Genomic DNA, 18,711 nt, shown 5'->3' with positions numbered 1-18,711 from the left:
TATCTGATCGAGCCAGAATTTTCACCCATGACGGCCCCTTATTTCCAACTATCGGCGCGTGCCATGGTGCAGGCCTATGCCCGGCTGGAGCTTTCCCCGGTCGAGGTAACGCAGGCCGCGCTGAACCGGATTGCTGAAGTCAATCCGCAGATCAACGCGATCTATCATCTGGATGCCGAACGCGCGCTGGACGCTGCGCGCGCCTCAGAGCAGCGCTGGCATGATAATGAGGCGCTGGGGCCGCTCGATGGTGTGCCGACGACGGTCAAGGATGCCTTGGATTGCATAGGCATGCCAGCCTATCGCGGTTCCGCTGCAGGAGCGGTCGCGGTCAGCACCACCGACCATCCCACGATCGCTCGCATGCGTGAGGCCGGTGCCGTCATCCTCGGAAAAAACACCATGTGCGACTACGGTATTCTGGCCGGTGGCGTCAGCTCCATACATGGGGTCACGCGCAACCCTTGGGATTTGTCACGTACGACCGGCGCGTCGTCCTCGGGCGCTTCGGCCAGTGTCGCCGCCGGGATCGAGCCTTTGTCGATAGGCACCGATATCGTGGGCTCGATCCGCCTGCCAGCTTCGTATTGCGGGCTGGCCGGGTTGAAACCCAGTCAGGGCCGGGTTCCCTATTACGTGTGCAACAGCCCGGCCATAACGGCGGGCCCGCTGGCGCGAAATTTCGGTGATGTCGCGCTGCATATGAACGTTTTGACCGGCGAGGATTCTCGGGATTTCACTGCCCTGGCACGAGATGGGTTGAATTACGTATCGCGTCTGACTCGTGGCGACCGAAAAAACTTGTCTGTTCTTGTTGTTCCAGAGCTCGGGTTGGGCGAACCGGTGGCCGAAGATGTACGTACCGCGCTCGAACGGACGGCGCTGGTTTTGCGGGATATGGGCGTTCATACCTCCTATCTCGATAAGCCGCCGTTCAGCCGAACGGATTGGGAACCCGCCGAGGCGTTCTACAAGATCCGAACCCTATCCGAACTGATGCGCCAGCCCGAGGCGGAACAGGCAAAAACGCCCTTTATCCGCGACTGGACCAACGATGCCCGCACATTGTCGGCGGTTGAGCATCAGCGGAACTTCGACCACACGCAGGCCCTGCGCGAACGGGCCCTGGCGTTAATTGACGGCCATGACTTTGTCCTGTTGCCATCGACACCGGACACAGCCTTTGCGGCCGAACTGCCGGGATCTAACCCCGACAGACCGTTCGAAAGCTGGGCCAACACCTTCCTGTTCAACCTGACAGAACAACCCGCATCCAGCATCCCTGTGGGCTTGGACCGCAACGGGCTGCCCATCGGCATTCAACTGGTTGGAAACCGTTTCGACGACCTGGGTGTTTTACAGATGTCGTGGCGGATTGAACAGGAAATCGGAGAGATGACACCAGCGCCTCTGTAACCCACGCAGATGCTGGCAAAAAATTTGGGAGGCAAAATGAGCACTGAAAAGACAACAATCCCCGGCCAGATCATGACGATGCCGCTGACGGTGATCAGTATCTTCCGTCATGGCATGCGCGCGCATCCCGAAGCGCAGATCGTCTGGCGTAACTCGGACCTGACGATTGACCGCTACAGCTTTGCCGATATGGGGCGGCGGACCCAGAAGTTGGCACATGCGCTGACCGAACTGGGCGTGGGCCCGGGTGACCGTGTGGCGACTCTGGCCTGGAACAACAACCGGCATCTTGAGCTGTATTATGCGCTCGCCTGTATTGGCGCGATCTGCCACACGATCAACCCGCGTCTGCACCCCGAACAGATCGCCTTCATCATCAACGACGCCGAAGACACGCACATGTTCTTCGACACAACCTTTGCACCGTTGATCGATGCGGTGTCTGGTCGTTGCCCGACGGTTCAGGGCTGGTACAGCCTGACTGGTCCGGATCAGGTTCCGCAGATGAAGACCCCGGTTAGCGACTATGAGAGTCTGATTGCGGGCAAGCCCGAAACTTACGACTGGCCCGAGTTGGACGAAAACGCTGCTATGGCGCTGTGTTATACGTCTGGCACCACAGGCAACCCCAAGGGCGTGCTTTATTCCCACCGGGGTACAGTGTTGCACGCAATGGGCGTTTCGGGCGGCGAATGGCTGGCTCTGACCGCACGCGAGGCGGTTCTACCTGTAGTACCTATGTTCCACGCCTGCGCCTGGGGTTTGCCATATGCCTGCATCATGAACGGAACCAAGCTGGTTCTGCCGGGACCGGGAATGGACCCAGCGCCATTGCAGGAACTGATGGACGGCGAAGAGGTCACCATGATCTCGGGAGTCCCGACAGTCTGGCTGGGACTGTACGAATACCTCGACCAGCGTGGTGAGCGGTTGAAGACCGTAAAGCGCGCAATGATGGGTGGTTCGGCTGCACCTCTGTCGCTGATCGAGAAGATCGAGAAAGGCCACGAGACCGAGGTGGTTCACGGTTGGGGCATGACCGAGCTTTCGCCGGTCGGCTCGCTGGCAATGCTCAAATGGGGAGAGGACAAACTGCCTATCGATGAGCAGTTGCAGATCAAGACCAAACAGGGCCGCGCGCTCTATGGTGTTGAGATGCGCATCGTTAATGATGCGGGCGAGCTATTGCCCCATGATGGCGTTGCCGCTGGGATGTTGCAGGTGCGCGGCCACTGGGTTGCCGGCAGCTATTGGGGCGGAGCCGGTGCCGATGCATTCACCGAGGATGGTTGGTTCTCGACCGGTGACGTCGCCGCAATCGACGCAAAGGGATATCTGCGCCTGACCGACCGGACCAAGGATGTCATCAAATCGGGTGGGGAATGGATTTCCTCGATCGATCTGGAAAGTATCGCCATGAGCCATCCGGATGTACTTGAGGCCGCTTGTATCGCTGCCAAACACCGCAAATGGGACGAACGCCCGCTGATCGTTGCGGTCAAACGCGAGGGCTCGGAGATTACCCGTGAGGATATTCTGGCGCTTTACGACGGTCAGATCGCAAAGTGGTGGACACCCGACGACGTGGTGTTCCAGGCCGAGCTTCCGCACACCGCCACTGGCAAAGTCTCAAAGCTGCATCTGCGCGAGCAATACGCCGACCACAAGCTGCCCACCGACAACTAATTTCTGCCTTCAAGGATCATTACCATGCGTTCTGCCGTTATCGTCTCGACCGCCCGTACCGCTATTGGCAAAGCCTTCCGCGGCGCCTTCAATGACACTCATCCCGCCGTCTATGGTGGTCACGCTGTTGCCGAAGCGGTCAGACGCGCGGGTGTTGATCCGTCCGAAATTGAGGACGTGATCATCGGCAATGCCGTCCCCGAAGGTGCAAACGGCGGTAATCTGGGTCGTCAGGTTGCCATGCGCGCGGGCCTTCCGGTGACGGCGTCGGGTCAGACGATCAACCGCTTCTGCTCCTCGGGTCTTGAGGCGCTGGCACGCGCCTGTTCGCGGGTGATGGTGGACGGCTGTGATGTGGTCGTCGGCGGCGGTGCCGAGAGCATCTCGTTGGTGATGGGCCGCGACAACACCTATCGTCTGAAAGAAGACTGGCTCGACCAGAATGTGCGCGGTTTTTATGATCCGATGATCAAGACCGCCGATACCGTGGCCGAACGGTATGGCATTAGCCGCGAGGCGCAGGATGCATACGCCCTGCAGTCGCAACAGCGCACAGCTGCGGCGCAGGCTGCTGGTAAGTTCGACGACGAGATCGTTCCGATCACAGTCACCAAAGCGAATAAGAACAAAGAAACTGGCGAGATCACTTACGAAGAAGTCACGCTGACTCAGGATGAGTGCAACCGTCCCTCGACCACGTTGGACAGCCTAGCCGGGTTGGCTCCGGTGATGGGTGAGGACAAGTGGATCACCGCTGGAAATGCCTCGCAATTGTCCGACGGTGGATCGGCGCAGGTGGTGATGGACGAAAAGCTGGCCGAGCAGCGCGGGCTTGAACCGCTGGGGCGCTATGTCGGTTACGTAGTGGCGGGCTGTGAACCAGACGAGATGGGGATCGGCCCGGTTTTTGCTGTGCCGAAACTGCTGGAACGCAATGGGCTGAAGTTGGATGATATCGGCCTGTGGGAACTGAACGAGGCCTTTGCGTCTCAGGCGCTGTATTGCCGTGACAAGCTGGGCATCCCGAATGAGATTATGAATGTGGATGGTGGTGCGATTTCGGTGGGCCACCCCTATGGCATGTCGGGCACCCGCATGGTCGGCCATGCGCTGATCGAGGGCAAGAAGCGCGGCGCGAAATACATTGTCGCCACCATGTGCATTGGCGGGGGTATGGGTGCGGCTGGCCTGTTCGAGGTTCTATAAATGAGCGCTATCAACAAAGTCGCCGTTATCGGCTCGGGTGTGATGGGGGCGGGGATCGCCGCGCATTTCGCCAATGCAGGTGCCGATGTGGTCCTGCTGGATATCGTGCCCAACGATGCCGAAAACCGCTCGATGCTGGCCAAGGGTGCCATCGCGCGCATGACCAAGGGTCGCGCGCCCCAGCTGGCGGATCCTGCCTACGCGGCGAGGCTAACGGCGGGCAATCTCAAGGATGATCTGGATCAGCTGCGCGACTGTGACTGGGTCGTCGAAGTGGTTCTGGAAGACCTCGCCATCAAACACGCGCTGTATGCGAAAATCGCGCCCTACCTGCGAGACGACGCGTTGCTGAGCTCGAACACCTCGACCATCCCGCTGGTCGATCTGGTAAGTCAGATGGACGAAGCTCTGCGTAAACGCTTTGTGATCGTGCATTTCTTCAACCCGCCGCGTTACTTGCGCTTGATCGAACTGGTCACCGGACCGGACACCGATCCGGTGGCTGCGGAACGTGCCCGTGCATTTAGCGACGAGCGCTTGGGCAAGACCGTCGTGCCCTGTAACGACCGCCCGGGATTCATTGCCAACCGACTGGGTGGTTTGTGGATGAACGCCGCCGCCCGCGAGGCTGTGGCCCGTGGCATCACAGTGGAAGAGGCTGACACGGTCCTGGCCTGGCCTTTCGGTGTGCCCGGAACGGGCGTTTTTGCATTGATGGATCTGATCGGTATCGACCTGATGGGCAAGTCGCGCCTTTCCATGCGCAACCTGCTTGAAGCCGATGACCCACAGCAACTTCACACCGAGGGTATGGAGCTGTTCGACCAGTTGGCCGCCGAGGGGTTGGCGGGTCGCAAGGCTGGAGCAGGGTTCTATCGACGATCAGAGGACGAAAACGGCAAACCCATGGCTGAGGCGGTCGATCTGGCGACGCTGGACTATCGCGCACAGGCCAAGGGACCTGACCTGCCCAAGAGTTTCGGCGTCGACTTCATTGATCAAGCCGGCGATCGGCTGGCGGACTATGCCTGGGCCGTCATGGGGCCGACGCTGTCATATGCGGCCTATTGCGTGCCCGAAATCACCGCGAACCCGGCCGATATCGATGCGGCAATGGAGCTTGGGTACAACTGGCGCATGGGTCCTTTCAAGCTGATCGACAAGATCGGTGCAGACAAGATTGTCGCCCGGCTGAAGGCCGAAGGTCAGGATGTGCCGCCGCTGCTGGCGCTTGCGGCCGAGCGTGACGGGATTTACTCGGGATTGGGCCGTAACCGTAAGGTGCTGCTGCCTTCAGGCGAGCAGGCGGAAGTGCCGCGTGGACCGGGAGTGATCTTCGCCTCGGACCTGACGGAGGCCCCCGTGTTTAAGACCGAGGCCGTGTCTCTGCGGGATATGGGTGATGGCGTTGCTTTGCTGACGATCACCGCGCCCAACGCAGCTTTGGACGATCAGGTGATGACCGGCGTCAGCGAGGCTCTGGACGTGGTTGACCGCGCCTTCAAGGCAATGGTCATTGGGTCAGACGGCAACCATTTCTCGGTGGGTGCGAACCTGAAAAAGGCGTTGGATCGTGCCGATGGCGGGGAACTGGATCTCGTCGAAGGGCAATTGGCCATCGGTCAGGCCACGATGCGCAAGATCAAGTATGCGCCATTTCCTGTGGTCTCAGCCGCATGTGGGCTGGCTTTGGGCGGCGGCTGTGAAATTCTGATGCACTCGGATCGGGTTATGGCCGCGCTCGAAAGCAATATTGGATTGGTTGAGGCCAACGTTGGCCTACTGCCCGCGTGGGGTGGCACAACGGCGCTATTGTTGCGTAAAACGGCAGAACTGGGTGACCCGGTCAAAGGGGCTCAGGCTGCATTCGATGTGATCTCGGTGGCATTGATGACCGGCTCTGCTCCGATGGCGCAGCATGCGGGATACCTTAGGGCGACCGACGGAGTGGTAATGAACCGCGACCGCCTGCTGGCCGAGGCAAAGGCGGCAGCGCTGGCGCTGGCCGATGGTTACCAGCCTGCGCCCAGGGCCGAAATCACACTGAATGCCGCCGCAATCAAAGCCGCGCTGGAGCCGAAGCTGGCCGCCCTGGCTGATGCCATGCCCGACGCGCCCTACACGGTCGAAATCGCCCGCGAGACGGCGCATGTATTGGCCGGTGGGAACGGCGGTACTTTGGATGAAGAGGCACTGCACAAACTGGAAGCCGACGGCATGATGCGCCTGATCCGGCAGGACAAGACCATCGAGCGGATGCGTCACACTATGACCACTGGTAAGCCGCTGAAAAACTGAGGGATTCTAGGAATGGACTATCAACTCCCGCAGCGGGACATTACCTTTCTGTTGGACGAGGTGCTGGACCTCGACAAGACTCTGGCATTGCCGGGGTACGAGCATTGCGACAAGGAAACGTTCTTTGCTGTCGTTGACGCGATCAACGGCTTCGTGCGCGATAACCTTGCCACCTGTAACGAAGCGGGGGACAGTCCCGGCGCGCGGCTTGAAGACGGTCAAGTCTATGCCGCGCCTGGTTTTGGCGACGCCTATAAGGTGTTCTGCGAAGACGGTTGGAACGCGCTGGCGTTGGAGGAGGAGTTCGGCGGCCAACAACTGCCCTTTGTCCTTCATGCAGCGTTGCGCGAGGGGATGGCCGGAACCAATCTGGCATTCGCTCTGATCCACGAGTTGAACTTCGGCGTGGTCGAGGCCCTGATGGCCTATGGCTCGGACGAACAGAAGGCGGTCTATTGCCCGCAGCTGGCGTCAGGAAACTGGGCCGGGACGATGAACCTGACCGAGCCGCATTGCGGCACCGATCTGGGCCTGATCCGGACCAAGGCGGTGCGCTGCGACGATGGATCTTACGCCATTACCGGCAACAAGATCTTCATCACCTGGGGCGATCACGACATGTCGGAAAACGTCGCCCACCTGATCCTGGCCCGGGTCGAAGGCGCTCAACCGGGACCGCGTGGGTTGTCGCTGTTTCTGGCGCCGAAATACATGCTGGACGCAGACAACAACACGACGGATCAACGCAATACGATCACCATAGCCGGGATCGAAAATAAAATGGGCATCCACGGTTCACCCACTTGCGCCATTTCCTTCGAGGACACAAAGGCTTGGATCGTCGGTGAAGAAGGCAAAGGTCTGGCCGCAATGTTCGTGATGATGAACGCCGCGCGCCTGTCGGTTGGCTTGCAGGGGTTGGGCGTGGCCGAGGCTGCGGTGCAGACGGCAACGGCTTACGCCCATGAACGTCTCCAAGGCCGCGCGGACGGGGAACCTCTGAACCCAAGCGGTCCCGCCGATCCGCTGATCGCCCATGCGGATGTGCGCCGTCGCCTGCTGACCGCACGGGGTGAGATGGACGCAGCCCGAGCATTGGCCTATTTTGGCGCGGGTCTGCTGGATGCGGCGCATCGTGGCGACAACCCTGAACTGCGCGAAGAAGCAGATACGCGGCTGTCACTGCTGACCCCGGTGATTAAATCCTATCTGTCGGACATGGGCTCGCGCATGGCGAACGAGGCTGTGCAGATGCACGGCGGTCATGGGTTCATCAAGGATTACGGCGTTGAGCAATTGGTGCGCGACGTTCGGATTACCGAGATTTACGAGGGTACAAACGCCGTTCAGGCCCGGGATCTTGTCATGCGTAAAGTGCGCGGCGACAATGGTGCAGTCATCAAGGGGCTGATCGCCGACATGTTGGATGAAGCGGGCAAACTGAGCCCTGATCTCTCTGATGTCGAGTCCCACTTGCGTGAAGCGGCAACACGGCTTGGTCGTTCAACCGACTGGGTGTTGGGGGCGGCGCAAGGCGATGTGCTGTCTGGGGCATGCGACTATTTGGAAATTGTGGCGCTAAGCCTGTCGGCCTGGATGTCCGCGCGGATCGCCCGGGTGGCAAAGGCTGCATTCGGCGACCAGTCGCCTGACTACTATGCGGATCGGGTAGATGCAGCGCGCGCTTTCATGGCCCGCGCGCTGCCTCGTGCGGTTAGCCACGAAATGATCATGCAAGCCGGTGAACCCGGCGTTGTTTGTCGGGCTGATCGCTGTCTGTAACTCCTCCTTCTTCACAGTCAGCGGCGCTGAAGGGCGTTCTGGAAACAGGGCGCCCTTTTTGCGTTGTTTGATTCAAATCAAGTCAGGCGGTAAGGGTGGGCAATAAAAGTTAGTGAACGATAACTAACTTAAGGCAAAGCCATGAAAACCATATCCTTGTCCAACCTTATATGCGTTCAAAAGGCGAAGATGTCGTGCTGCCGGGGTCGGATCCGGATCGGTATGAAACGCTGTTGGAGCGGACAACCGAACAGATGAAATTCGCCGACGAAAACGGTTATGCGGGCTTTTGTATGACCGAGCATCATTTTCAGGTCGAAGGGATCGAGACCACAACCAATCCGCTACTGTGGAACATGCACATCGCGGCGAATACAAAGAACCTGATGGTGGGGCAGGTGGGTATGGCGCTGACGGCCCACCATCCAATGCGTTTGGCCGAGGATATGGCAATGATCGACCACATGTCCGGTGGGCGATTGTTCTGTGGCTTTGTCCGAGGCAACACGCCGCGCTGGCTGAATTCGCTGGCACAGCATCTCGACATAACCACCACTCAATCCGACCGGTCCAAGGAAGATGCCCGGAACCGCCGGCTGATGGAAGAAAGCTGGGCCGTTGTGAAAAAAGCCTGGACCAATGAAACGTTCAGCCATCATGGCGAGTTCTGGAACATCCCGGTTGACAATATCACATGGCCCTTCCCCCCGACCGCAAAATATGGCGGCGAAGGCGCGGTCGACGACAACGGTACTTTGCGCAAGATGGGCATTGTCCCGCGTCCTCGCAAACGGACCGACGGGCGCGATTTCCCGCCGCTCTACGTGCCGTTCTCGTGGTCCATGGAAACGGCCAAGTTCTGGGCCAAGGAAGGTGCCAAGCTGGTCTCGTTCGTGTCCAGGGACGAGTTCATGGACATGACCATGCCGATCTATCTGAAAGAGGCGCATCATCACGGCCATACCGATCTGACCGTAGGAAACACGCTGGTATTGGGCGGCCACCTGACAATCGGTACAACCGAAGCACAGGCGGAACAGCATTACCGTGACTTCGAAGAGCTATTCAATTTTGCCTACAACGCGCCGCCCTATCACGTACCCATGGGCCGCGTCTGGAAAGGCACAGTCAATCAGGTAATCGATCAGGTCGGCGCGCTGAAAGAGAAATACGGTACCGAGGAGTTCGTGGTCTGGCACCACGTCGGATACTTCACTCAGGAAGAAGAGCTTGAGATGCTCGACAACTACGCCAAGGTGATCAAGGCGTTTTCCTGATCGCCGGATAAAGTCTGATTAGAGAAACAAGGGCGGGTTCTCTGGCCCTTGTTTGGTAGCCATTGGCCTATAGTCTGCGCTTCGTTACCCTTTGCGCCGCCTGTTTTGCCACGTTCGCAGGTATCCTACTTGCCCGATGACCATTTCGAGCGCAACTCAGACAATCACGGGGCAATTTGGATAAAGAAACGCGGTGGATGTGCATCTCTGCGTTCGAACCCAAGTGACGTATAGAACGTCTGAGCTTCATGGTTGTCTGGATAGGTGCCGACCGCCAAGTAGCGGCATGACAGTGCCGTCGCTTCGAGCTTGCAGGCTTCGATTAGGCTCTGCCCCACGCCGCGACTCTGAAAGTCCGCCTCGGTGAACAGATGATGCAAGTCCATTCCCCGAGCCCCAAACTGTAACCTGATCAATCCGCACATCGCCGCGTATCCAATCAGCTTGCCGCCCATCTCAGCGACAAGGATCGTGATCCAAGGCTGTTCACCGAACAGGTCACGAGCGAGATCTTCCCTTGTAAGGGTTGGGGTATCACCATGATGTGCGGCCAACTGTCTGACCATTTGGCAAATGCGTTCGATATCCGCAGGTCGCGCGGCCCGTATCACTCCGAAACTGGTGCGAAATGGAAGGAAGTTTCGTGTCATCTGAGGCCCCCATCCGCCGCAGGAGCCAACATCTGTGCCACCATACGGCGGCAAAAAAGAAGTTCACCGCGCTCAGTCGAGGCGGCCGTAATACGTCTTGAACTTGGTGTTGTTGTCGGTCATACTGCTTTTTTGCATATCCACCCGTGTGTTTGTCAATGGCGGCTTAGTATTACGCACCGACGTCTACCCAAAACCGGCTAAGCATCAGGCTCGGACAGTGGGTATGTGGCGGCGTTTTTGCGTTTCGTCCCCATAAAACAACCCGCCATTTTTGTAGCGGGTTGCCGTTGGTTATGCGGTCGTTGCTTCGTTGAAACCAGCAGCGTCGTTTCGACACCATAGCCTTGTAGTTTAAAGCGCCGCCTCGCTGCCCAGAACGGTGGTGAATTCGTTCGAGAATGTCCCGCCATTGCCATGCGCGATGGCAATGTTCACGTTGTTGATCTGACGGTCTCCGCCGTCGCCCCTGATCTGGGTTACAGCCTCGATCAGGCAGAACAGACCATACATGCCCGGGTGAACACAGCTGAGACCACCGCCATTGGTGTTGACCGGCAGCGACCCGCCCGGTGCGATGTTGCCATCGGCGACAAAGGCTCCGGCCTCCCCCTTTTTCACAAAGCCCATGTCTTCGAGGAACAGCAGCGTGTTGATGGTGAAGGCGTCATAGAGTTCAACCACGTCCACGTCCTTGGTGGAGATTCCGGCCATTTCAAAGGCACGTTTCGAGCTTTCGGCGGCGCAAGTCGTGGTCAGTGTCGCGGCTTGGCTGATCTCGCGATGCGAAATCGCGTTGCCGCCACCCAGGAAATAGGCGGGTTTTTCCTGATAGTCCTTGGCGCGATCGGCCGAAGTGACGATGATCGCGGCCCCGCCGTCGGACATCAGGCAGCAATCCAGAACGGCCAGAGGATCGGCCACCATCGGTGAGTTCAGGTATTCCTCCATCGTCAGATCGGATCGCATCGTGGCGTCAGGGTTCAGTTGCGCCCATTTCCGGGCGGAAATGGCGACGTGCCCAAAATGTTCCTTAGGCACGTTGAACTCGTGCATGTAGCGCTGCGCGGTAAAGGCATACCCCGGCACCGGAACCATCGGCTCATAGGCGCGTTCCCATTGCGGAGTTTCGATCAGGCCATTGAGATCACGCGCAGATTTCGCGTTCGATCCATAGCAAATCAGAACGTTCCTACACAGGCCCGCCTGTATCGCCATCGTCGCTTCGACCAGATAGGACATGAAGGACGACCCCCCAACCATGTCCGAGTTTGCCCAGGTTGGTTTGATCCCAAGATACTCGGCAATCGAGAGGGTGGGGAAGAAGTGGTAGAAGGTGCCGCCGCAGACGCCGTCGATTTCGGACAGGTCCATGCTAGCGTCAGTCAGCGCATTCTGTGTGGCTTTGGCTATCAGCTCCATGGGTGAGGTATTGGGTGTTTTGCCCAAGCCCCAATAGCCTTTGCCGACGATTGCGGATTTACCGCGAAGTGCATGTGCCATGTTTGTTTCCTTATTCCGCGGGCTTGAAAAACACAGCCGGTTCGCCGGATTTTGCGTTGGGTCCGAAATCGGGTGTCATCACCACGGCCTGCACTTTCATGCCGATGGTGATCGCTTCGTTGTCCACATCGACGATGCGGCTGAACATCCGCGGGCCTTCGTCCAGATCGATCAGCACATTGTTGATGTCTCCGCCGAATTTCTCTGGGCGGCGAATGATCGTCGAGGTATAGACGGTGCCCTTGCCGCTGGCCTCGACCCATTCCAGATCATCTGCGCCTGTGGTGGGCGACAGGGCGCGTGGGTAGAAGTTATACTCGCCTGTTGTTTTGGAGCGTTGGATCAGAAATTTGCCCGCCGCAAGTCCTGCGCGGAACGCCGCGTCGGCCTGCGGGCTGGCTTCGGGGAGGGTAAAGTCAGTCATTCGTCGTCCTTGGTTTTCAGGCAGCAAAGATCGCCGCAGAATGTGTGGGTTCAGGATTGAGGATGCGGTGGCGCAGCAGCCCGGCTTCGGGCAGGATACGGGCGCGGACATGCGCGGCTGCTGCGCGCAACAATTCGGGTTCTGGGGCGTCTTCTGCGGCGGCTTCAAGATCGGCCCAGACCCGTCCAAAGTAAACCAGCCCGGTCAGGCGCATATAGTCCGAGACCGAAGGCCCAATGTCAGCGCACGTCTGCATTGCCTGAGTGGCCGCTTTCCAGGCGTCGATTGCGTCGGCCAGTTCCATCGAGCCAGGGCCAGTTGAAACCAGTTCGGCAAAAGCGTCCGCAGCTGCGCCGTTGTTCGTCCGGATCGCGCGGCGGGCAACACCTGTGGCCAGAACGCCATTGGTGCCCTCGTAAATCGCCATGATACGGCTGTCGCGCATGATTTGTTCCACGCGGTACTCTTTACAGAACCCGTAGCCACCGTGGATTTGCACAGCCTGACTTGAGGCTGCATTGACCGCGTCGGTCGCAAACGCCTTGCAGGTCGGGGTGAGGATATCCAGCAAGCCCTGATCGGCCCCCAGATCCATGTCCACAAAGGTGCGATAGACCATCGCCCGACACCCCATCGTGTAGGCATAGATATCCAACAACATCCGCTGGACATCACCGTGTTCGGTAATCCGTGCAATGCCTTCTGTCGTTGTGCCCTGGCGGCGCCCCGCAGCATGGATCCGGGCGCGTTGAAAAGCCACATCCATCTGACCCACAGCCTGAAGGGCCACGTCCAGACGCTCGGCATTCATCATGGTGAACATGGCGGCAAGGCCCTTGCCCTCTTCACCCAGCAATTCGGCCTGCGCGCCATCAAAGGCCATCTGGCAGGTGGGCGAAGCGTGCATCCCCATCTTCTCTTCTATTCTAACGGTTTGGACGTGGTTGCGAGTACCGTCCCGCAAAACGGCGGGGCAGGCAAATAAGCTCAGGCCTCGTACCCCCGGTGCTGCGCCCTGTGTACGGGCCAGGACCAGGTGCAGAACGTTGTCGGTGTAGTCATGATCGCCGCCCGAGATGAAAATCTTGTTGCCGCTGAGCGTGTAACTATTCTCGTCCGGCGTCGCCAAGGTCTTGATCTGGCCCAGATCCGATCCGGCATCCGGCTCGGTCAAACACATCGAAGCCATCCATTCACCCGAGATCAGCGGCGGCAAAAGACGTGCTTTTTGATCCTCATTGCCTGAGGCATTTACCGTTCGGATACAGCCCTGGGCCAGGCTCAGCACCATTTCATAGGAAATGCACGCACCAGCCAGCATATCCGCCAGTACCGCACCCAGAACGTGTGGCTGCTCTTGCCCGCCATACTCTTCGGGGGCGCAAAGACCGGGCCATCCGGCATCGGCATAGCGTTTGTAGGCCGCAACCATGCCCGGCGGCATCCGCACCCGGCCATTTTCCAGCCGTGCGCCTTGTTCTTCGCCAATTTTGTCCAGCGGGGCGATCTCGGCGTTGATAAACCGGCCGAGTGTGAAGATCACGGCTTCGGCCAGATCGTCGCTCCAACCCGGCAGGCGCTCCGGTTGACCGATATGTTTCAGGACAAAGGCAATTTCGGCCTCTGAGGCAGTATAGTCGATCACGATTTGGCCTTTCCGGATATGATTACATCTTCTGCCCCGTCATAGAGCGCTGTCACCGCCTCGGCGCGCAGCTCCAGCGCAAGGCGTTGATTGATGTAACCTTTGTCTGTGATTTCGTTTTTCTCGACCGAGGGGGCGTCGCGCTCAATCCGAACCCGTTTGACCCGCGTGGCGCTGCCGGTTTGCCCGGCGTTATATGCAACCAGCCGTTCGGCGATGAAGGCGCGTACTGCGGGATCGTCTGCATAACCTGCCAGAGTGTCATCACGCCCGGTCAGGGCTTTGCACTCATCCGCGTTGAGAAACACCAATGCGCCAATCTCGGTCCGGTCATGGCCGGTGATAACGGCGTCCGAGGCAATCGGGCTGAGCGCCTGCAACAAGGCCACGCGCAGATTGCCGACAGCGACCCAGGTGCCCGTCATCAGCTTGAAATTCTCAGAAATGCGCCCGTCGAAAACGATGCCCTTCGAGGGGTCTTGGGGGTCTTGCAGCCGTCCCGCGTCACCGGTCAGGAAGTACCCCTCGTCATCGAAGGCCTCGGCGGTTTTTTCTGGGTTGTTCAGGTAGCCGGTTGTCACATGCGGACCACGCACCCGCATTTCCAGTTTGCCGCCATTGGGCAGAAACTTCAGCTCGGATCCGGGCCCCGGCACTCCGATCACGCCCGCCTTGTCTATGGGGAAGTGCACGCACGTTGCCATCATCGCCTCAGTCAGGCCCCAGGCGCTGACAAACGGAATTGTCTCACCCCGTTCCTGAACCCCCAACGGTTCGAGGCCTTCCCAAAGGTGATCCGGCAGTCCGGCACCCGAGAAAAAGATTAGGTCGAGCCGTTTGAAAAAGGCACTGCGAAAGGCGGCATCCTCGCGCAGGACGGGCAGCAGCATGTCAAAACCGCGTGGGACGTTGAAGAACAGGGTCGGAGAGACGTCGCGCACATTGCGGATCGACTTTTCAATCTCGCCCGGTACCGGTTTGCCATCATCGACATAGAAACTGCCGCCATTGCGCAGGATCATGTTGAAGTTGAAATTGCCGCCGAACGTGTGGTTCCAGGGCAGCCAATCCACCACTATCGGCGGGGCATTTTCCAGAAACGGCCAAATCTGTACCACCGCTTCTTGCGTGGCCAACATCATGCGTTGCGTGACTATGACCCCTTTGGGCAACCCGGTCGAGCCCGAGGTGAACAGGATCTTGGCCATCGTGTCATGACCCACTTTGGCCCGCGCTTCGGCAACCTGTGCGTCCGTATCGGTTTCCAGTGCGTGCTCAAAGGTCAGCGCGCCGTTGTCCGACAGCTGTTCGATGCCTTCCGAGGCGAGAAATTCAAATGCCCGGGCAAAGCTTTCGGCATCGTCGGCATAGGCCATGCCGGGATTGGTGGTCTGGACGATGTGGCGCAATTTGGCCAGCGACTCGTCGAACAGTGAGTAGGGGACAGAGACGGGCACGACGGGTATACCCACGTGCATGGCGGCCAGCATCAGCAGGCCATGGCGAACAGAATTGCCCGACAGAATCAACAGCGGGCGGTCTTTGCTCAGGCCCTTATTCAGAAGAAACGAAGCCAATGCTTGGGCTTGCGCCAAGGCTTCGTCATAGGTAACGCCGATCCAGTTTCCGCCCGCGCCGCGCTCTGCCAGAAACAGGTGATCTGGCGTCGTTTCAGCCCAGCGTTCCAGGTATTCAGAGGCGCACTGAACGTCCATTTGCAGCGGGTATGGACTGCGCAGCACAAAGGCACCATCGCCCAAATCTTCGCGCAATACCCTAGCTGGCGCGAATTTTTCTGATCGCATTGCGGTTTCGTCGCTTTGCTGGGCCGAAATGTTCATTTGTCCTCCCTCTGTCACCCGGTCACTGACGGTGCGGCTTATAAAATCAGGCTATCCAAAAATTTGTTAGTATGCAAATGTATTATTGATCGTTCACTAATGATGAATCTGAGGGATAAGATGCCGCAGGAATTCTCGCAAGTTTGCGGCCTGATTTCGTTGCGTCACTGCGCCCGAATTGCACATGGAGACAGGAAATGAGAATCGAAAACGTATCTGCAATCGTGACGGGGGGTGCTTCGGGATTGGGATATGCCACTGCGGAGTATCTTGCATCGCGCGGGGCGGAAGTTGCGCTGTTCGACTTGCCGGGGGACAAACTGGAGGAGGTGGCCGCCTGTCTGGGCGCTGTTGCTGCGCCTTGCGATGTGACAAGCGAGGGCGAGGTGACGGCAGCGTTGGACGCCACGATTGCCGCGAATGGTTCGCCGCGCATCGTCGTCAACTGCGCTGGGGTCACTCACGGAGAGCGGATCGTCGGGCGCGACGGCCCGGCCTCGCTTGAAGCATTTGCACGAACCGTTCAGATCAACCTGATTGGCACATTCAACGTCATGCGTTTGGCTGCTGAAAGAATGATGCAGAACGAACCGCTCGAGGATAACGAGAAGGGCATCATCATAAACACCGCATCAGCGGCGGCATTTGAGGGGCAGATCGGACAGGCGGCCTATTCAGCATCAAAAGGTGGAGTGGCTAGCCTGACCCTGCCAGCCGCGCGGGAATTCGCACGCTCGGGGGTGCGGGTGATGGCAATAGCTCCGGGCATTTTCTCGACTCCGATGATGGATTTGCTGCCGCAAGAGTTTCAAGACAGTTTGGGCGCCAAGGTTCCCTTTCCCCCGCGTCTTGGGCAGCCTGCGGAATTCGCGCGGCTGGCGGGACATATGATCGAAAACACCATGCTGAACGGAGAATGCGTGCGTTTGGACGGCGCGATCCGTCTGGAACCCAAGTAAGGCTTTGCTATGGACTACACACATATAACCTCAGAAACAGACGGCGCGATCGGAATTCTGACGCTGGATCGGCCCGCCAAGTTCAATGCGATCAATCACGGGCTGCTGTTCGAGATTGAGCACTATTTCGACACTCTGCCGGATGGGGTCGGCGCGGTCGTGATCCGCAGTTCGGGCCAGCATTTCTGCGCCGGGTTAGACCTGTTAGAGCATTCGATGCGCGATGCGGCGGGGGCGATGCACGAATGCCGCCTGTGGCATCGGATCTTCGACAAGATCGAGTATGGCCGGGTGCCAGTCGTCGCCGCAATGAACGGCGGTGTCCTGGGCGGCGGGATGGAGCTTGCCATGACCGCACACATTCGGGTGTCACAGCGGGATACGTTTTATGAACTGCCCGAGGGACGCCGAGCGATTTTTGTCGGCGGGGGCGCAACCGTTCGTGTTGGCCGGATCATCGGGGCCAGCCGGATGATGGAGATGATGCTGACGGGTCGCCGCTATGGCTCGGACGAAGGCTTGCAGTTGGGGCTGGCGCATTATGTTGAGCCGGACGGAACTGTGTTCGACAAGGCGATGGAACTGGCCCGACGCGTGACCGAGAACGCTCCGTTATCCAATTACATGATGATGCAAGCGATCACGCGCATTAACGACATGTCGGCCAGCGATGGCTTCTTTACCGAAAGCCTGGCGGCGGCAATTGCCCAATCCTCTCCCGAGGCGCGGGCAGGGATGGAGGCGTTTCTAAACAAGACAGGAAAGCGGGACAATCAGTAAGTCCCAAGACACGCGGAATCCGGTGTGAGAGCGTTTCACCGGATCCCGGTGTCGGGCGGGGCAATGCCCCGGTTGGTCAATCCACGAAGGCGCGTTCGACCACGAAAGTAGCGGGTTTGTTGTTTGCGCCTTCTTCAAGCCCGAACCCTTCGAGCGCGGCTTTAGTATCCTGCAGCATCGCCATCGAGCCGCAGATCATCCCGCGATCCGTTTCAGGTGAGATCGGCGGTAGGCCCAGATCATCGAACACTTTGCCGGATGCCATCAGATCGGTGATCCGGCCTTTGAACGGATAGTCCTCACGCGTCAGGGTGCAATAGTGCCGCAAATTCTGTGCCAGCTCGCCAACCAGCGGATCAGATTTGAGCGCTGCGACAAGGTCCTTGCCATAGTCCAGCTCACCTTTTTCGCGGCAGGTATGAGTCAGGATCACTTCGTCGAACTTCTCATAGGTTTCGGGGTCGCGGATCAGCGACGCAAAAGGTGCAATGCCGGTGCCAGTCGAGAACATCCACAGTCGTTTGCCCGGCAACAGGGCGTCATTGACCAATGTGCCGGTGGGCTTTTTGCGCATCAAAATCGTGTCGCCTTCGCGGATTTTCTGCAGGTGTTCGGTCAGTGGGCCGCCGGGAACCTTGATCGAGTAGAACTCGATCTCTTCATCCCAACTAGGCGATGCGATGGAATAGGCGCGGAACACGGGCTTTTCCGCGTTGGGCAGGCCGATCATGACGAATTCACCAGATCGGAACCGGAACGAAGCAGGACGCGTGATGCGGAACTTAAACAGCCGATCGGTGTAGTGCTTCACTTCAGTCACGGTTTGGGCGAAGACGCCCGCCGGAACGGGAAACTCAGTTTTGGGTGAGGTGTCCAATGACATTTTGGTCTCCTATTCTGCCGGGACTTCTGAAAAATGCGCCAGCTTACCTTCCTTGCCGTTCCATTCGTCAGCGTCAGGCAGGGGATCTTTCTTTTCGGTGATTACGGGCCAGGTTTCGGCAAGCTTTCCGTTTAGCTCGACCCACTTTCCCATCCCGTCCTCGGTGTCCGGGCGGATTGCGTCGGCCGGGCATTCCGGTTCGCAGACGCCGCAGTCGATGCATTCGTCGGGATGAATGACCAGTGTGTTTTCACCCTCGTAGAAACAGTCCACGGGGCAGACCTCCACACAGTCAGTAAATTTGCAGTTGATACAGTTTTCGGTAACGACGTAGGTCATGTGGTCGCCTAATTGTTAGTAT

15 protein-coding genes are annotated in these 18,711 nt (G+C 58.7%); 8 read left to right on the top strand and 7 right to left on the bottom strand.

The window, feature by feature from the left end:
* Positions 1–27: 27 nt before the first annotated feature.
* The 6 genes from ACR0J0_RS13325 to ACR0J0_RS13300 all read left to right on the top strand — a co-directional run bounded on the left by ACR0J0_RS13325 (position 28) and on the right by ACR0J0_RS13300 (position 9,665).
* Positions 28–1,416 (top strand): amidase family protein, encoded by a 1,389-nt coding sequence (locus ACR0J0_RS13325; RefSeq protein WP_480664625.1) that lies wholly within the window; start codon positions 28–30, stop codon positions 1,414–1,416.
* A gap of 36 nt (positions 1,417–1,452) precedes the next feature.
* Positions 1,453–3,102: a long-chain-fatty-acid--CoA ligase gene (locus tag ACR0J0_RS13320; protein ID WP_480664624.1), complete on the top strand. Its 1,650-nt coding sequence runs from the start codon at positions 1,453–1,455 to the stop codon at positions 3,100–3,102.
* Positions 3,103–3,126: 24 nt separating this feature from the next.
* The gene (locus ACR0J0_RS13315; RefSeq protein ID WP_480664623.1) at positions 3,127–4,308 is read left to right on the top strand and encodes an acetyl-CoA C-acyltransferase; all 1,182 of its coding nucleotides are present in this window, start codon (positions 3,127–3,129) and stop codon (positions 4,306–4,308) included.
* Positions 4,309–6,606 carry a 3-hydroxyacyl-CoA dehydrogenase/enoyl-CoA hydratase family protein gene (locus ACR0J0_RS13310; protein ID WP_480664622.1) on the top strand — a complete coding sequence of 766 codons (2,298 nt, stop codon included), beginning with the start codon at positions 4,309–4,311 and terminating at the stop codon, positions 6,604–6,606.
* 12 nt (positions 6,607–6,618) lie between these two features.
* Positions 6,619–8,388 (top strand): acyl-CoA dehydrogenase family protein, encoded by a 1,770-nt coding sequence (locus tag ACR0J0_RS13305; RefSeq protein WP_480664621.1) that lies wholly within the window; start codon positions 6,619–6,621, stop codon positions 8,386–8,388.
* A 194-nt stretch (positions 8,389–8,582) separates the two neighbouring features.
* The gene (locus tag ACR0J0_RS13300; protein WP_480664620.1) at positions 8,583–9,665 is read left to right on the top strand and encodes an LLM class flavin-dependent oxidoreductase; all 1,083 of its coding nucleotides are present in this window, start codon (positions 8,583–8,585) and stop codon (positions 9,663–9,665) included.
* A 164-nt stretch (positions 9,666–9,829) separates the two neighbouring features.
* Here the strand turns inward: ACR0J0_RS13300 and ACR0J0_RS13295 are convergent, their stop codons facing one another.
* The 5 genes from ACR0J0_RS13295 to ACR0J0_RS13275 all read right to left on the bottom strand — a co-directional run bounded on the left by ACR0J0_RS13295 (position 9,830) and on the right by ACR0J0_RS13275 (position 15,728).
* Entirely contained in the window at positions 9,830–10,315 is a 486-nt protein-coding gene (locus ACR0J0_RS13295) for an N-acetyltransferase family protein (protein ID WP_480664619.1), read from the bottom strand.
* A gap of 354 nt (positions 10,316–10,669) precedes the next feature.
* Positions 10,670–11,818, bottom strand: coding sequence for an acetyl-CoA acetyltransferase (locus ACR0J0_RS13290; RefSeq protein WP_480664618.1), 1,149 nt, complete (start codon positions 11,816–11,818; stop codon positions 10,670–10,672).
* 10 nt (positions 11,819–11,828) lie between these two features.
* Positions 11,829–12,242, bottom strand: a complete 414-nt coding sequence (locus ACR0J0_RS13285) for a Zn-ribbon domain-containing OB-fold protein (RefSeq protein WP_480664617.1) — start codon at positions 12,240–12,242, stop codon at positions 11,829–11,831.
* A gap of 16 nt (positions 12,243–12,258) precedes the next feature.
* Positions 12,259–13,887 (bottom strand): acyl-CoA dehydrogenase family protein, encoded by a 1,629-nt coding sequence (locus tag ACR0J0_RS13280; RefSeq protein ID WP_480664616.1) that lies wholly within the window; start codon positions 13,885–13,887, stop codon positions 12,259–12,261.
* Positions 13,884–15,728 carry a feruloyl-CoA synthase gene (locus ACR0J0_RS13275; RefSeq protein WP_480664615.1) on the bottom strand — a complete coding sequence of 615 codons (1,845 nt, stop codon included), beginning with the start codon at positions 15,726–15,728 and terminating at the stop codon, positions 13,884–13,886. Before ACR0J0_RS13275 ends, ACR0J0_RS13280 begins: the two co-directional genes overlap by 4 nt.
* Positions 15,729–15,925: 197 nt before the next feature.
* Between ACR0J0_RS13275 and ACR0J0_RS13270 the strand changes: the two genes are divergently transcribed.
* The gene (locus ACR0J0_RS13270) at positions 15,926–16,687 is read left to right on the top strand and encodes an SDR family NAD(P)-dependent oxidoreductase (protein WP_480664614.1); all 762 of its coding nucleotides are present in this window, start codon (positions 15,926–15,928) and stop codon (positions 16,685–16,687) included.
* Between the two features lie 9 nt (positions 16,688–16,696).
* Complete coding sequence (locus ACR0J0_RS13265) at positions 16,697–17,467, top strand: crotonase/enoyl-CoA hydratase family protein (RefSeq protein WP_480664613.1); 771 nt, start codon at positions 16,697–16,699, stop codon at positions 17,465–17,467.
* A 76-nt stretch (positions 17,468–17,543) separates the two neighbouring features.
* On the opposite strand, the gene ACR0J0_RS13260 is transcribed toward ACR0J0_RS13265, so the two are convergent.
* Both ACR0J0_RS13260 and fdxA read right to left on the bottom strand, forming a co-directional pair.
* A complete protein-coding gene (locus tag ACR0J0_RS13260) occupies positions 17,544–18,350 on the bottom strand; it encodes a ferredoxin--NADP reductase (RefSeq protein WP_480664612.1) in 807 nt (268 codons plus the stop codon).
* Between the two features lie 9 nt (positions 18,351–18,359).
* Positions 18,360–18,689 (bottom strand): ferredoxin FdxA, encoded by a 330-nt coding sequence (gene fdxA, locus ACR0J0_RS13255; RefSeq protein ID WP_480664611.1) that lies wholly within the window; start codon positions 18,687–18,689, stop codon positions 18,360–18,362.
* Between the last annotated feature and the right edge of the window lie 22 nt (positions 18,690–18,711).

Source organism: Ruegeria sp. BF12, assembly GCF_056538705.1.
The sequence above is the reverse complement of the archived record's forward strand: the minus strand, read 5'-3'. Positions and strand labels throughout refer to the sequence as shown.